The following is a 14,141-nucleotide window of genomic DNA, read 5'->3' as shown; positions in this document are numbered from 1 at the left end:
GCTAGCTTCTTTCCAGCAGACGAATGGTGCCGAACTCGGCGCGGGTCACAGTGCGGATCAGAACGGCCATCGCTTCGCCCACACGCGTGCGTTCGAGCTCGACGTGCAGGCAGGCCAGATCGCGGCGGCGGTCGATGTCGATGGTATGGACACCTAACGCGCTACCCAGCATACGGTGCAACGCGCGGCGCGCCGTCTCGGCATCGCGCGGCGCCACACGCACGACCATCTGCACGCTGGCGCGAGCGGCTGCGGCATGCCGGCTCGCACGTGCGGGCGCTTTCGCGAGGGAAGAAGCAACAGATGGAAGGGCGGACTTCGAAACGGCCTTGACGGCCTGACGTATGGGCAGGGTTTGCATCGTCTGCGTGCGCGCTGCCGTGCGGGCGGCGCGCGTGCTGTTGAACATGTTGCCGATTCTACGAAGCCGCGTGCAAAGAACCCATAAAGACTCGCCGTGCGGGCGCCAAAATCGCGTAGCGCGCGGCGCTCAATCGAGCGGACGTCTCGCCGGCTCGCGAATAAGCAGCAACGAGAGCAGCGAGACGGCGCCTTGACGATGCCGGCCACAAGCGCGGCACGATGGCGCGTGCCCAGGACGAGCTCGATGCGCGGCGCGGGCGCGCCGGCGGCAAGCTGTCGATCGGCGTGACACCGTGGCTTGCGCTCTCCTTCGTGCCCGACGCCGTCACGCTCTTTCGCAAGCGCATGCCCGGAATGCAGCTCGAGTTTTACGAAGGTTTCCTGAATATTGTGATGCCGCGCCTGCGCGACGGATCGCTGGACTTCTCGCCAGGCAAGCCAGGACCGGCATCGCTGCACGCGGAGTTCGTGCAGACGCCGATTTTTGCGACCGAATCCGCCGTGGTGGTCCGCAAGGATCATCCGCTCGCACACGCGCATTCTCTGGCCGAACTGCAGGACTGCGAATGGCTACTCAACTGGGACCCGGGCAGCAAGGACATGATCACCGACGACGTCTTCCGTCGCCACGGTCTGCCGTTGCCGCAAACGGTCCATCTGGCGCACTCGTTCATCGTCGCGATGGGGCTCATCATGAACACCGACATGGTGAGCATCTTTCCCTGGCCGCTCGTGGAAACGCGCTTCGCGCGCGAGAACCTGCGGGCGCTCGTGCTGCGCGAGGAAGTGGACCGCACCGTGGTCAGCGTGGTGGCCCGGCGCGGCGTGCCGCTTCCGGCTGCCGCGGAATGCTTCCTCGACTGCCTGAAAGAGGTGATCCGTTCGGGCGAGGCGTCGCGCGATCCCGAGCGCCGACGGCTCTATCACTCGCTCGAGCTTTTGATCCAGGAATTGACGAGGAAAACCGCCCGGAAGAGAAACCGGCGGCGCGGCAGCGAACGCCGCAAAACAGGAGGGAATGCAGAACCGGGACCTGCTCACACGAGTAACAGGCCCCGGAGCTATGGCGTTTAGAACGACGTACCGATCTGGAACTGGAACTTCTGGTACTGGTCGCCCGTGTGCTTGACGATCGGGAAGCCGAGGTCGAGCTTGAGCGGGCCGATCGGCGAAATCCACTCGAGACCCATACCATAGCTGTAACGCAGGCCGTTGGCGCCGATACTCGTGCCTTCGTCACCCCAGACGTTGCCGCCGTCCACGAAGGTGAAGACGCGCAGCGTGCGGTCGTAGCCCGTGCCCGGCAGCGGGAACGTGAGTTCAATGCTGCCCACCAGCATCTTCGAACCGCCGATCGGGTCGCCCGTGCTCACGTCGCGCGGACCGAGGGAGCCCGGTTCATAGCCACGCACCGAGCCGATACCGCCCGCATAGTAGTTCTTGAAGATCGGGTACGGCTTGCCTTCGAGGCCGTTGCCGTAGCCGCCCTGGAAGTTCAGGCCCAGCACGAAGCCGCGCGCGAACGAGTAGTAGTACTGCGACTGCATGTCGGCCTTGTAGTACGAAACGCCCGTGATCGGCGTGCCGTACTCGGCGTTGGCCTGCAGGAAGTAACCCTTGCTCGGCACGAGCGCGCTGTCGCGGTTGTCGCGCGACCAGCCAACCGTCAGCGGCACGATGTTCGACACGCGGCCGAAATCGTTCACATAGTCGATGTAGCTCTGCGGCGTGGTGGAGTCGATGTCGAGACGGTCCTGCTCGATGCCGAGACCGAAGTACACCATGTCGGTTTCGGAGAACGGAATGCCGAACTTCGTGTCCGCGCCGTACGAAATGATGCGGAAGCTCGTGTCCGTCGTGCTCGAGTAGTACAGCGGTTCGGTGGTGCGGTAGTAAGCGTCCGTGATGCGCTTGATGCCGTCGATCGTGAAGTACGGATCGACTTCGGTCACCGACAGCGTGCGGAACGTCGTCGCCGTGTTCACGTTCAGCGAAAGGCTGTTGCCCGAGCCGAACACGTTGTCCTGCGAAATGCCCGCCGAAAGGATCGGGCCTTCGCCCGAGCCGTAGCCCACGCCGAGAGACAGCGTGCCCGTGGGCTTCTCGGTCACTTTCACGTCGACGTCCACCTGGTCCGGCGTGCCTTCCACCGGCACCGTGGTCACGTCCACGTCGGTAAAGTAGCCAAGACGGTTGATCCGGTCCTTCGAAAGCGCAAGCCGGCTCGAGTCGAACCACGAGCTTTCGAGCTGGCGCATTTCGCGGCGGATCACTTCGTCGCGCGTGCGCGTATTGCCGGCAATGTTCACATGGCGCACATAGACGCGGCGACCCGGATCGACCTGCAGCGTGAGCGCGACCTTGTGGTTCGCCTGATCGATCTGCGGCTCGGCGTTGACGGTCGCGAAGGCGTAGCCGTATTCGCCGAGCTTGTCGACGAGCGCCTTGGTCGTGTCCTTGAGCTTGGCCGCCGAAAAACGCTGGCCCGGCTTGATCGTGATGAGCTTCTTGAGCTCCGCCTCGCGGTTGAGCAGGTTGCCCGCGAGCGAGACGCCCGAAATCGTGTACGGCTCGCCCTCATGGATCCCGATCGTGAGATACATGTCCTTCTTGTCGGGCGAGAGCGACACCTGGGTCGAGTCGATGTTGAACTCGAGGTAGCCGCGATCCAGGTAGTACGTGCGGATGTTCTCGAGGTCGCCCGTGAGCTTGTCCTTCGAGTACAGGTCGTTCTTCGTGTACCACGAGAACCAGTTCGGCGTGGAAAGCTGCATCTCGTCGCGCAGCGTGCCTTCGCTGAACGCGTGATTGCCGATGAAGTTGACCTGGCGGATCTTCGCGCTCGGCCCTTCGATCACCGAAAACAGCAGGCCGACGCGGTTGCGGTCGATCGGCGTGACGGTGGTCGTGACCTCGGCTGCGTAGTAGCCGCGCGTGAGGTACTGGCGCTTGAGCTCCTGCTCCGCGCGGTCCACGAGCGCCTTGTCGTAGCTGCGGCCCGGCGAAAGGCCCACCGACTTGAGCGCCTTGGTGAGCGCGTCCTTGTCGAATTCGTGGATGCCGGCGAAGTCGATCGTGCCGATGGCCGGCCGCTCCTGCACCTGCACGACGACCACGCCGCCTTCGGTGGAGATCCGCACATCGCTGAAGAAGCCCGTCGCATAGAGTGCGCGGATGGCGTCCGATGCCTTGTCGTCCGTGAAGGTATCGCCCTGCTTGATAGGCAGATAGGCGAACACCGTACCGGGCTCGATGCGCGAAAGCCCGTCGATACGGATGTCCTGGACCACGAAAGGCTCGGTGGCGTTCGCGGCGGTGGCAACGAGGCCGAGGCCGGCGAAGGTCAGCGCGCGGGTATAGCGCGCCGTGGTAGTTGAAGCCGTCATGCGGGAATTTGTATTTAAGGCCAACAAGAAAACCGCGAACCCGTTCGCGGCCGGAACGACGCGGCGCGTCGCGCGTCCACTGCGTCTTACTGCATGTTCACGCCGCCCGGATTTTACTGCATGCTCATACTGCCCGGACAATGAATCGCCGCGAGCCCCGTCGCGAGCGAGAGCACTTCGGTCCTGTGCGCTGTCTGCGCACGAAGCCGCGCAGATTATCCTGTAACGCGACCATTACCTTCGCAAACATTCTAACAGAACGATTCCGGCTGCGACAAAGCCTGCCTTCGACAAGCAGCGTAGATTCTAGCGCAGCTCGCCCTTTCAAAAATATTCAAAGGGGCTTCCTGGGCATTTTTTGATAGATCCCCAATTGTTTTCGCTCAGATATAGCGCTGGATCAATCCATCCGCAAGCCCGGGAGCACGCCGTCCCCCTCGCAGCTCTTGCATGGGGGTCGGCATCGCCCCTCTCCATCCACGCTACAATGCGGCTCTCGTTCGATCCGTCCCTTGCCGCCGCCTCCCCGACATGCAGAACTCCAACCGGGCCTTCCTGCTGGGCCCGTTGCTCAAGGGCGTTTCCCGCTCGTTCTATCTCACGCTGCGCGTGCTGCCCGCGGGCATGCGCGATCCGGTGGGCGTGGCCTATCTGCTGGCGCGTGCGGCGGACACGATCGCCGACACGTCGCTGATCCCGCCTGAGCAGCGCCTCGCGCTGCTGCTCTCGCTGCGCGAGCGCATCAACGGCGCCACGAACGACGACGCAGGCTTGCGCCGCATCGCCGACGAGGTCGCGGGCCAGCAGACCCAATCGGACGAAAAGCAGCTGCTCGAATCGCTGGGCGGCGCACTGGAAGTCCTCGCGCAACTGGACGAAGCCGATCGCGCAGACGTGCGCGAAATCGTGACGACGCTCACGCAAGGCATGGAATTCGACCTGCGCACCTTCCCCGACGAACGCTCGGGCCAGATCGCCGCGCTGGTCAGTTGGGACGAACTCGACCGCTACACCTGTCTGGTAGCCGGCTGCGTGGGCGAATTCTGGACGAAGATGACCTACCGGCATATTCCCGGCGCGCTCGATCCCGCGTTGCGCGAAACGATGTACCGGCGCGGCGTGCGCTTCGGCAAGGCGCTGCAGATGGTGAACGTGCTGCGCGACTGCGGCCGCGACCTGCGCATCGGCCGCTGCTATCTGCCGGCTTCGATGCTCGCGCAGGCGGGACTGGCCGCGGAGGACCTGCTGCGGCCCGAGTCGTCCGCGCAGGCGCGCGGCCTCTTGCACGAACTCGTGCGTATTGCGCTCGATCACTTCCGCGCCGCGATCGACTATACGTTCGCGCTGCCGCGCCGCGCGCTGCGGCTGCGCCTCGCCTGCCTCTGGCCGATCCTCATCGGACTCGAAACGCTCGAACGGCTCGTCGCGAACGAACAATGGCTCGATCCGGCGAAGACGTCCAAGGTGACGCGCAACGACGTCTACCGCATCCTCGCCGGTTCGACGCTGCTCGCGCCCTCCGATGCCCTGCTCGAACGGTGGTTCAGGAGACTCTTCGCGCGCGTGGAAGCGCGCATCAAAGTGTAAGCGGCTCGCAGCGCGCCGCGAGCCGTGCCTGCCGCTATCCCCTCTATCCCTTCTCGCCGCGATACAGCTTGATCACGGCGGAAAAGTCGAGCTTGCCGTCGCCGCGGCTGCTCATGGCCTGGTAGAGCTGCTGCGCGAGCGCGCCCATGAACGCCGGCTGGCGCACGCCCTTTGCGGCATCGGTTGCGAGGCCGAGGTCCTTGAGCATCAGATCGGTGCCGAAGCCGCCCGTATAGCCGCGCGAAGAAGGCGCCGTCTCGATCACGCCGGGGTACGGGTTGTACGTGTCCGAGCTCCAGCAGCGGCCCGTCGAGGTGTTCATGATGCCGCCCAGGACCTTCGGGTCGATGCCGAGCGACTCGCCCAGCGCCATCGCTTCCGCGACGCCCGCCATCGTGACGCCGAGCACGAGGTTGTTGCAGATCTTCGCGACCTGCCCCGTGCCGGTATCGCCGCAGTGGACAATGTTCTTCCCCATGCCCGAGAGCACCGGTTTCACGCTCTCGTACACGGCCGCCGTGCCGCCCACCATGAAGGTCAGCGTGCCCGCCACCGCGCCGCCCGTGCCGCCCGATACCGGCGCGTCGACAAAGGTGTTGCCCCGCGCCGCCGCCAGCGCCGCGAACTCGCGGGCGCTGGCGGGATCGATCGTGCTCGAGTCGATGATCGTCACGCCTTTCGCGATGCCTGCCAGCACGCCGTCCGCGGCGGTGAGCACCGTGCGCACATGCGCGGCCGCGGGCAGCATCGTCACGACCCATTCGGCGCCGCTTGCCGCGTCCCTGGGCGAGGCGGCACGTTCCGCACCCGCCTCGGCAAGCGTCTGCAAGGCCGCTTCGCTGAGATCGAACACCTTGAGCGTGTGCCCCGCCTTGAGCAGATTGAGCGCCATCGGCGCGCCCATGTGACCCAGTCCGATGAAGCCGATTTTCATTCGCGTGTCTCCGGTCGGTGGTTCAGCGCAGGCTGATCGTGGTGTTCACGCCGTCGTTGACGGTGGCGTCGTCGAACCAGCGCGCGGTCACGGTCTTTGTCTGCGTATAGAACTGCACGACCTGCTTGCCGTACGGACCGAGATCGCCGAGCTTCGAGCCGCGCGAGCCCGTGAAGCTGAAGTACGGCACCGGCACCGGAATCGGAATGTTGATGCCCACCTGGCCGATGTCGATCTCGCTCTGGAACTTGCGGGCCGCCGCGCCGCTCTGCGTGAAGAGGCCCACGCCGTTGCCGAACGGATTGGCATTGACGATCGCGATCGCTTCGTCGAGGCTCGACGCGGTCAGCACCACGAGCACGGGGCCGAAGATTTCGTGCGTGTAGATGTCCATGTCGGTTTTCACATTCGTGAACACCGTCGGTCCGACGAAGTTGCCCGCCTCATAGCCCTTCACCGTCACGTCGCGGCCGTCGAGCGCCAGCGTCGCCCCCTGCTTCACGCCCGATTCGATCAGGCCCAGAATGCGCGCCTTCGCCGTGCGCGAGACCACCGGACCGACGTCGGTGCCCGGCTCGTGGCCCGCGTTGACCTTCAGCGTCTTCGCCTTTTCGACGAGATCGGGCAGCCACTGCTGCGCCGCCCCCACCAGCACGACCACCGAAGTCGCCATGCAGCGCTGCCCCGCCGCGCCGAACGACGCGCCGACGAGCGCGTTGATGGCCTGCTCGCGGTTCGCATCGGGCAGAACGACCGCGTGATTCTTCGCGCCCATCATCGACTGCACGCGCTTGCCGTGCTCGCTGCCAAGGCGATAGACATGCGTGCCCACCGCCGTCGAGCCGACGAACGAGATCGCCTTGATGAGCGGATGCGAGCAGATCGCGTCGACCACTTCCTTGCCGCCGTGCACGACGTTGAGCACGCCTTTCGGAATGCCGGCTTCGAGCGCCAGTTCGACGAGCTGCATCGTCGAGAGCGGATCCTGCTCCGAAGGCTTCAGCACGAAGGTGTTGCCGCAGACGATGGCCATCGGGAACATCCACAGCGGGATCATCGCGGGGAAATTGAACGGCGTGATGCCCGCGCACACGCCAAGCGGCTGCTGCAGCGTGTAGGTGTCGACGCCGCCGGCCACGTTCTCGGCGAATCCGCCCTGCTGCAGCGTGCCGATCGAGCACGCGTGCTCGACCACTTCGAGGCCGCGGAAGATGTCGCCTTCGGCGTCGGGCAGGGTCTTGCCCTGCTCGGCGGTGAGCGTTTTCGCAATGCGCGCCATGTTCTCGCGGATCAGCGCCTGGAATTTCAGCATGATGCGCAGGCGCGCGCCGAGGGGCGTGTCTTTCCACTTCGCAAACGCTGCCTGCGCGCTCTTCACGGCCGCGTCGACTTCGGCCACGGTGGCGAACGGCACGCGCGCGAGCACTTCCTGCGTGGCCGGATTGACGATGTCGCGCCATTCGTTCGTCTTCGACTCGACGAATTCGCCGTCGATCAACAGCTTGACGGTGGGGACATGGGCATTCGATGCCTGGGTGACTGCGTTCATCTTGGACTCTCTTGCCTGGGTTGAAGGAAACCGGTTCGGACCGGGTAGTCAGGAATACGATAAAAACATCAGTCGTGCTGCGAGCGCATCAGCAGCGTGCAGATCAACGCGATCACGCCGAGCGCCACCATATAGGCGACCACGTAGTGCGGCCTGCCGCCGCCGCAGGCGAGCAGCGCGGTCGCGATCATCGGCGCGACGCCGCCGCCCAGCACGCCCGCCAGCTGTACGGATACCGAAATGCCGCTGTAGCGGATCTCCGCGGGAAACTGTGCGGCGAACAGTTGCGATTCGGGCGCATAGAGAATCGGGAACACCACGCCGACCCCCAGCACCATCGCCCACCACACCGCCGCGGGCTGCAGCGTTTCGAGCATCGAGAAAAACGGTGCAACAAACAGGCCCATGATCACGAGGCCGGCGAGAAACAGGCGCTTCTGGCCGATCCGGTCGCTCAGCCAGCCGCAGAACGGCATCGTCACGAGCGACAGCACGGCGCCGGCGGTGATGGCGTGCAGAATCTGCGCCTTCGGAATCTTCAACTGATTGGCAGCATAGGCGAGCGCGAACGCCACTACCAGGTAAAACCAGGTGTTCTCCGCCGTGCGCGCGCCGATGATGATCAAGAGTTCGCGCGGCTGGCGGCGCAGCACTTCGAGCACGGGCGCCTCCACGGGGCGGCCGGTCTTTTTCACCCGTTCGAAGTCGGGCGATTCGGGCACCCGCACGCGGATCACCCAACCCACCAGCACGAGCAGAATGCTCGCGAGAAACGGAATGCGCCAGCCCCACGCCAGCAGGTCGGCTTCCGGCAGCGCCGTCACAGCGGCCATCGCGAGCGACGAAAGAATCAGCCCGAAGCCCACGCCCGTCTGCGGCAAGCTGCCGAACAAGCCCTTGCGGCCGCGCGGCGCGTGCTCGACGGCCATCAGCACCGCGCCGCCCCACTCGCCGCCCACGGCCATGCCTTGCAGGAACCGCATCGCGACGAGCAGCGCCGCCGCCCCGTAGCCGATGCTCTGATACGAAGGGATCAGCCCGATCGCCATGCTGGGAATGCCCATCAGCAGCAGCGTGGCGAGCAGCATGGACTTGCGGCCGATGCGGTCGCCGAAATGGCCGAACACAATGCCGCCCATCGGCCGGCCGATGAACCCGACGCCATAGGTCGCGAAGGCGGCGAGCGTGCCGAGGATCGGATCCAGCGTCGGGAAGAAAACCTTGTTGAACACCAGTGCGGCAGCCGTGCCGTAAAGGAAGAAGTCGTACCACTCGATCGTCGTGCCGGCCATGCTGGCCCAGCCTGCAAGCAAATAATCGCGCGCGCGCTTCGGAACCGGAACGGCCACGGCGGCCCTTTCCGGGGTCGACTGCATGTGCATCGTCTGTCTCCATCGTTGTTGTTTGCAGACCGCATTCGGAGCGCTTCGGAGCCTCTGTCCAAGGGTCTGCAAACGAGTATATTTATTCGAATATCCACGGTATAGAGACGAAAAAGCCCATCCGATATGCAAAAAAGCACAACGAGCAAGCTGGAGACACTGAACTGGGACGACCTGCGCTATTTCCTCGCGGTGGCCCGCACGCAGCGGGCGAGCGCCGCGGCGAAGAAGCTGGGCGTAGATCACACGACGGTCGCGCGCCGCGTGCGGGAGCTGGAGACCGCGCTCGGCACGGTGCTGTTCGACAAGTCTCGCTCGGGCGGCTTCGTGCTGACCGCGGAGGGACAGCGGCTGCTCACCCATGCCGACGCGGTGGAAACCACCGTGCAGTCCGTGAGCGAGCAGTTCGCCCTGGGCGCGCAGTCGCTCTCGGGACACGTGCGGGTGGGTTCGACGGAAGGCTTCGGGTGCTTCTTTCTGGCGCCGCAGCTCGCGCGTTTCTCGGGCCAGCACCCGGACATGTCGATCGACCTGCTGCCGGTGCCGCACTTCGTGAGCCTCTCGAAGCGCGAGGCCGATCTCGCGATCATGCTGGAGCGGCCCGAGCGCGGCCAGTATGTCTACACGAAGCTCACCGACTACCGGCTCAGGCTGTACGGCACACCGGACTATCTGGAGCGGCATCCGCGCATCCGCACGCCGGCGGACCTGCGGCACCACGCGTTCATCAGCTATGTCGCCGATCTCGCATTCAGCCACGAACTGCTCTATCTCGAGCGCACGGCGCCGAACGTCAAGGCGAATCTCTGCAGCACGAGCGTGATTGCGCAATACCACGCCGCGCTGCAAGGCAGCGCGCTCGCCATCCTGCCGTGCTTCATGGCGGAACCGGACCCGCGTCTCGTCGCGATCCTGCCCGACGAGATCGTGGTGACGCGGCGCTTCTGGCTCTGCAGCCGCGAAGACCTGCGCAAGCTGCGGCGCATCACGTCGTTATGGGACTACCTGCGGGCCGCCGCCGAGGCGAACCAGCCGCTGCTGCTGGGCGACTCGCCGCAGATGCATTACGTCGAACCCTGAAGAAAGCGCGTGGCGGTCAGCTCGCGAGCTGGGATTTGACCCAGCGATAGAACTGCTGAATCGCGGCCTCGCGCGGATGGCCCTCGCGCCAGGTGAAGTAATAGTCGAGCGAGGCGGGAATACGCACCTGGCTCAGCAGCACCAGCTCGCCTCGCTCGATATAGCCGCGCGCCAACTGAAGCCGCGCGGTCGCGGCCCCCTGCCCGGCGACGGTGGCCTGCAACAGCAGGCCCGCGTCGTCGAACACCGGGCCGCGTTCGGGCTCGTCGCCCGCCACGCCGGCTGCCTCGAAGAAGTCGCGCCACGAGCGGCGCGAAAAACGCAGCAACGGCATTTTCGCGAGATCTTCCACGCGAAAGTCCGGATAGCGTGCGAGCAGCGCCGGGCTGCAGACGGCCACGACCTAGTCGTCCAGCAGCTTGCGGATCTGGAAGCCCGGCTCGTCCACGCGGCGATGCCAGATGCCGATATCGAACGGATAAGGATCGGGCGGCGTCACGTCCGCATGCATGCGCAACGAAAGATCGACGTCCGGATGGCGGTCGTAGAAGTCGCCAAGGCGCGGAATCAGCCACACCGATGCAAAATCTGACATCACGCTCAGCTCCAGCCGCGTGACGCCGCTCACGCCGGGGCGTGTCGCGTCGAGCGCCTCGCGCAGTTCGCCGAGGCTGCGCCGCACGCGTTCGGCGAGCTGCGCGCCGGCGGCGGTGGGAATCATCCGGCTGCCCGCGCGGCGAAACAGCTCGACGCCCAGTTCGCTTTCGAGCGCCCGCAAATGATGGCTCACGGCGCTGTGCGTCAAATGCAGTTCTTCGGCCGCACGGCTGAAGCTGCGCCGCCGCGCCGCGGCTTCTAGCGCACGCAGGGCCTGGAGGGGTGGAAGCGGTCGGGACATGGCGTCAAATTTTACTCACAATCCCGTTCGAAATCTCTCGCTGGTCTGCCGCTTGCGAATCGCCAATAATCGTCACCCCGGCATTCAATCCCCTTTCGCGTCGCTCCCGCATCATGACTTCACTCAGATTGCGCGTTTTCGCCATCTTTGCGCTCGGTTATTTCGTCTCCTACCTGTTCCGGGGCGTCAATCTCGGCTTCGCGCCTTTCCTGACCCGCGAACTGGGCATGACGGCCACCGATCTCGGCACGCTCACGAGCCTCTACTTCCTCGGCTTCGCCGGCGCGCAGATTCCCGGCGGCGTCCTGCTCGACCATTTCGGGCCGCGCCGCGTCACCGCCAGCGTCATGCTGGTCGCCGCCGCCGGCGCGCTCGTCTTCGGCCTCTCGCACAGCATCGGCATGATGATGGTCGGGCGGCTTCTGATCGGCGTCGGCGTTTCGGTCTGTCTCGGCGGCGCCTTCAAGGCCACGGCGCAGCACTTCCCCGTGGAACAGCTCACGCTCGTGAACGGCCTCGTGATGGCGGTCGGCGGGCTCGGCGGCGTGGCGGTGGGCGCCCCGTTGTCGTGGCTGCTCTCCGTGGCGCCGTGGCGCGGCGTGAGCCTCGGGCTTGCCGCGCTCACCGCGATCGTGGCCGCGATCATCTGGATCGGCGGCCCGCGCACGCGCGATACGCACCATCAGGCAACCGTCTTCGAACAGTTCAAGGGCACCGCGCATATCCTGCGCAGCCATGCCTTCTGGAAAACGGCGACGTTCTCCGCGCTCACCCAGACCGTGTTCTACGCCATGCAGTCGTTGTGGGTCGGCGCATTCCTGCGCGATGTCGTGCCGGCCGGCACCGTCGACGTCGCGGCGCGCGCGGCATCGCTCGTCTCGGTGCTGGGCGGCGCGTTCATCGCGGGCAATATCGGCTTTGGCGCGCTCGCGCGTGCGTTCGAGCGGCGCGGCGTGAGCGTGCAATTGTTTTCGGGCGTGACGATGCTGCTCTTCGTCGTCGTGCAGGCCCTGCTCGCCGCGCGCGTGCCGTTGCCCGCGCCGCTGCTGTGGGCCGCCTATGGCGCGCTCGGGGGCACCGGCATCCTCACTTACGCGGTGCTCGCCGAATACTTCCCGCCGCGCATGATCGGACGCGTGAACACGACCTTCACGCTCGTCATCTTCGTCGGCATCTTCGTCACGCAGATCGCGATTGGCGCGGTGCTCGGGCACTGGACGGCGGTCGACGGCCATTACCCCGTCGTCGCGCATCAGACCGCGTGGGCCGGCCTCATCGTGCTGCAGCTTGCCGGCGGTATCTGGTATTTCATGCCGGCACGCCGCGCAGCGTCTCCGGCTGTGGATGCGCGCTGAAGCCGTCAGCCGTCCGACCGGTTGGTCGACAAGCCGCACAAAAACCCGCCTGAGCGCATCTATGGCAAAGCGTTAATGGCGTGAGAAAATGCGCTCCGCGAATGCACACAGGCGCGCAAGCACAACAAAAGCGACGCTCGGAAAACGGGAAAACCCGGGCTCAATCCGGTGCTTTCCCGACCTCACGCTGTCAAGCCAGCGTAACCTCGCGCCGGTTCAATGCGTCTGTGCCGATCCACGACAAAGAGAGAAACTTCCATGCCAGAACATAACCACTCGCACGACGATCACTCCGATTCGTGCGGCTGCGGCGACCTGCTTCATCTGCTCAATGGCGTGGACGAGTTCACTCATCACGTATTCCCTGGCAACAAGGAGTTGTTTCACAGCCTCGCCCATAGCCAGGCGCCGCATACGCTCTTCATCACGTGCGCGGATTCGCGCGTCTCGCCCGAGATGGTGACCCAGACGCGCCCCGGCGAACTGTTCGTCTGCCGCAATATCGGCAATATCGTGCCGGCCTACGGCGAAATGCTCGGCGGCGTTTCGGCCGTGGTGGAATTCGCGGTGCTTGCGCTCAACGTGCGCCAGATCGTCCTGTGCGGCCATACCGACTGCGGAGCGATGAAGGGCCTCGCCGCCGGCGGCGCCGCCACGGCGGAGATGCCGACCGTCCAGGCCTGGCTGCGCAACGCCGAGGCGGCGCGCAGCGTGGTGCAGACGCGCGGCCTGAACGAAGACGAGATCGTGCAGGCGCTCGTGGAGGAGAACGTGCGCCTGCAGCTCACGCACCTGCGCACCCACCCCGCCGTCGCGGCGCGCGTGGCTCAGGGCCGGCTGGCGCTGCAAGGCTGGGTCTACGACATCGGCCACGGCAAGGTCACGGTCTTCGACGAAGGCGTTGGGCACTTCCAGACCCTGGGCGAAGCACGCGCCCGGTTGCGCAAGCGCACTGCCCGCTAATTGATGCGCGCGGCGCAATATCCGCCGCGCATAAATCCGGCAGGCCGTTCTTTTTTGCAACAATGAATTCGCGCAGAATTGGCAAAATAGGTATTTACCCTGGGCTCTAACACGACTATACTGCGCCCCGTACTAGATGCGGCTCCCCGCCGCAACGGAAAACGCTTCAGCCGTTCGCAGTCCTGCCGTAGCTGTGTCAGCACCCGCAAGACCTTGCCATACCTCTTTTGCAGTGCCCAGTTCGACCGCGCGACACCGTCTCGCGGCATGTAAAGCCCGTCGTCGTCGACGTTCTGGCGCCGGCGGGCCAATCAGGCCCACTTCACGTCCCTGGCCGATCCGGACCGCGCTTCATCGCGCGGCGGGCGGCACGCGCCATCTTGCGCGGGAGGCCGGTAATGGGCTCTTCGCCCCACGAGGGCACCGAACCCGTTGACCGAGGAAAACGACGATGCAATACCTGCCGAAACCGCCCGCCAAAGTCGAAGTGAAGCTGCAGCTCCATCCGAACGATCATCGCCGCGCACTGGCCATCGCAAAGGCCGCCAATCTGCCCGTGCGCGACTTCTTTGCCCTCGCGATCCACCTGGGCGCCGCGCAGATCCTGAGCTCCGCGGACACGCGTTAAGCACTGCGGCGCGCGG

11 protein-coding genes and 1 pseudogene are annotated in these 14,141 nt (G+C 65.3%); 6 read left to right on the top strand and 6 right to left on the bottom strand.

Features of this window, described 5'->3' with window-relative positions:
• Position 1: 1 nt before the first annotated feature.
• Positions 2-409, bottom strand: coding sequence for a hypothetical protein (locus BAC01S_RS33670; protein ID WP_084168277.1), 408 nt, complete (start codon positions 407-409; stop codon positions 2-4).
• Positions 410-582: 173 nt separating this feature from the next.
• Between BAC01S_RS33670 and BAC01S_RS30545 the strand changes: the two genes are divergently transcribed.
• Positions 583-1,437, top strand: a complete 855-nt coding sequence (locus BAC01S_RS30545) for a LysR substrate-binding domain-containing protein (RefSeq protein WP_084168275.1) — start codon at positions 583-585, stop codon at positions 1,435-1,437.
• On the opposite strand, the gene bamA is transcribed toward BAC01S_RS30545, so the two are convergent.
• Complete coding sequence (bamA, locus tag BAC01S_RS06550) at positions 1,434-3,749, bottom strand: outer membrane protein assembly factor BamA (protein ID WP_084168273.1); 2,316 nt, start codon at positions 3,747-3,749, stop codon at positions 1,434-1,436. The two genes, BAC01S_RS30545 and bamA, sit on opposite strands and share 4 nt — an antisense overlap.
• Before the next feature lie 531 nt (positions 3,750-4,280).
• Between bamA and BAC01S_RS06545 the strand changes: the two genes are divergently transcribed.
• A complete protein-coding gene (locus BAC01S_RS06545; RefSeq protein WP_027794031.1) occupies positions 4,281-5,336 on the top strand; it encodes a phytoene/squalene synthase family protein in 1,056 nt (351 codons plus the stop codon).
• 43 nt (positions 5,337-5,379) lie between these two features.
• On the opposite strand, the gene mmsB is transcribed toward BAC01S_RS06545, so the two are convergent.
• The 3 genes from mmsB to BAC01S_RS06530 form a co-directional block, all read right to left on the bottom strand.
• Positions 5,380-6,270, bottom strand: coding sequence for a 3-hydroxyisobutyrate dehydrogenase (mmsB, locus tag BAC01S_RS06540; protein WP_027794030.1), 891 nt, complete (start codon positions 6,268-6,270; stop codon positions 5,380-5,382).
• Between the two features lie 22 nt (positions 6,271-6,292).
• Positions 6,293-7,819, bottom strand: coding sequence for a CoA-acylating methylmalonate-semialdehyde dehydrogenase (locus tag BAC01S_RS06535; protein WP_027794029.1), 1,527 nt, complete (start codon positions 7,817-7,819; stop codon positions 6,293-6,295).
• A 68-nt stretch (positions 7,820-7,887) separates the two neighbouring features.
• Positions 7,888-9,201, bottom strand: a complete 1,314-nt coding sequence (locus BAC01S_RS06530; protein ID WP_027794028.1) for an MFS transporter — start codon at positions 9,199-9,201, stop codon at positions 7,888-7,890.
• Between the two features lie 126 nt (positions 9,202-9,327).
• Here BAC01S_RS06530 and BAC01S_RS06525 point away from each other — a divergent pair, with 126 nt between their 5' ends.
• Positions 9,328-10,281, top strand: a complete 954-nt coding sequence (locus tag BAC01S_RS06525) for a LysR family transcriptional regulator (protein WP_027794027.1) — start codon at positions 9,328-9,330, stop codon at positions 10,279-10,281.
• Positions 10,282-10,297: 16 nt separating this feature from the next.
• Here BAC01S_RS06525 and BAC01S_RS30540 read toward each other — a convergent pair.
• Positions 10,298-11,179 (bottom strand): annotated as a pseudogene (locus tag BAC01S_RS30540) (LysR substrate-binding domain-containing protein).
• Positions 11,180-11,292: 113 nt separating this feature from the next.
• Here BAC01S_RS30540 and BAC01S_RS06515 point away from each other — a divergent pair.
• From BAC01S_RS06515 to BAC01S_RS34455, 3 genes are all read left to right on the top strand, one after another.
• Positions 11,293-12,534 carry an MFS transporter gene (locus BAC01S_RS06515; RefSeq protein WP_027794026.1) on the top strand — a complete coding sequence of 414 codons (1,242 nt, stop codon included), beginning with the start codon at positions 11,293-11,295 and terminating at the stop codon, positions 12,532-12,534.
• Between the two features lie 258 nt (positions 12,535-12,792).
• Positions 12,793-13,497: a carbonic anhydrase gene (locus BAC01S_RS30535; protein WP_043201375.1), complete on the top strand. Its 705-nt coding sequence runs from the start codon at positions 12,793-12,795 to the stop codon at positions 13,495-13,497.
• 451 nt (positions 13,498-13,948) lie between these two features.
• Positions 13,949-14,125, top strand: coding sequence for a hypothetical protein (locus tag BAC01S_RS34455; protein ID WP_156954336.1), 177 nt, complete (start codon positions 13,949-13,951; stop codon positions 14,123-14,125).
• Positions 14,126-14,141: the final 16 nt, after the last annotated feature.

The sequence above is a fragment of the Paraburkholderia acidipaludis NBRC 101816 genome (genome assembly GCF_000684975.1).
Lineage (GTDB): Bacteria > Pseudomonadota > Gammaproteobacteria > Burkholderiales > Burkholderiaceae > Paraburkholderia > Paraburkholderia acidipaludis.
Note: the sequence above shows the minus strand (reverse complement) of the source record. Positions and strands in the feature narration are given on the sequence as shown.

Coding starts and splice junctions, on each gene's coding strand:
- BAC01S_RS06515 (WP_027794026.1), top strand. CDS start 11,293: ATGACTTCACTCAGATTGCGCGTTTTCGCCATCTTTGCGCTCGGTTAT.
- BAC01S_RS06525 (WP_027794027.1), top strand. CDS start 9,328: ATGCAAAAAAGCACAACGAGCAAGCTGGAGACACTGAACTGGGACGAC.
- BAC01S_RS06545 (WP_027794031.1), top strand. CDS start 4,281: ATGCAGAACTCCAACCGGGCCTTCCTGCTGGGCCCGTTGCTCAAGGGC.
- BAC01S_RS30545 (WP_084168275.1), top strand. CDS start 583: ATGGCGCGTGCCCAGGACGAGCTCGATGCGCGGCGCGGGCGCGCCGGC.
- bamA (WP_084168273.1), bottom strand. CDS start 3,749: ATGACGGCTTCAACTACCACGGCGCGCTATACCCGCGCGCTGACCTTC.
- BAC01S_RS33670 (WP_084168277.1), bottom strand. CDS start 409: ATGTTCAACAGCACGCGCGCCGCCCGCACGGCAGCGCGCACGCAGACG.
- mmsB (WP_027794030.1), bottom strand. CDS start 6,270: ATGAAAATCGGCTTCATCGGACTGGGTCACATGGGCGCGCCGATGGCG.
- BAC01S_RS34455 (WP_156954336.1), top strand. CDS start 13,949: ATGCAATACCTGCCGAAACCGCCCGCCAAAGTCGAAGTGAAGCTGCAG.
- BAC01S_RS06530 (WP_027794028.1), bottom strand. CDS start 9,201: ATGCACATGCAGTCGACCCCGGAAAGGGCCGCCGTGGCCGTTCCGGTT.
- BAC01S_RS30535 (WP_043201375.1), top strand. CDS start 12,793: ATGCCAGAACATAACCACTCGCACGACGATCACTCCGATTCGTGCGGC.
- BAC01S_RS06535 (WP_027794029.1), bottom strand. CDS start 7,819: ATGAACGCAGTCACCCAGGCATCGAATGCCCATGTCCCCACCGTCAAG.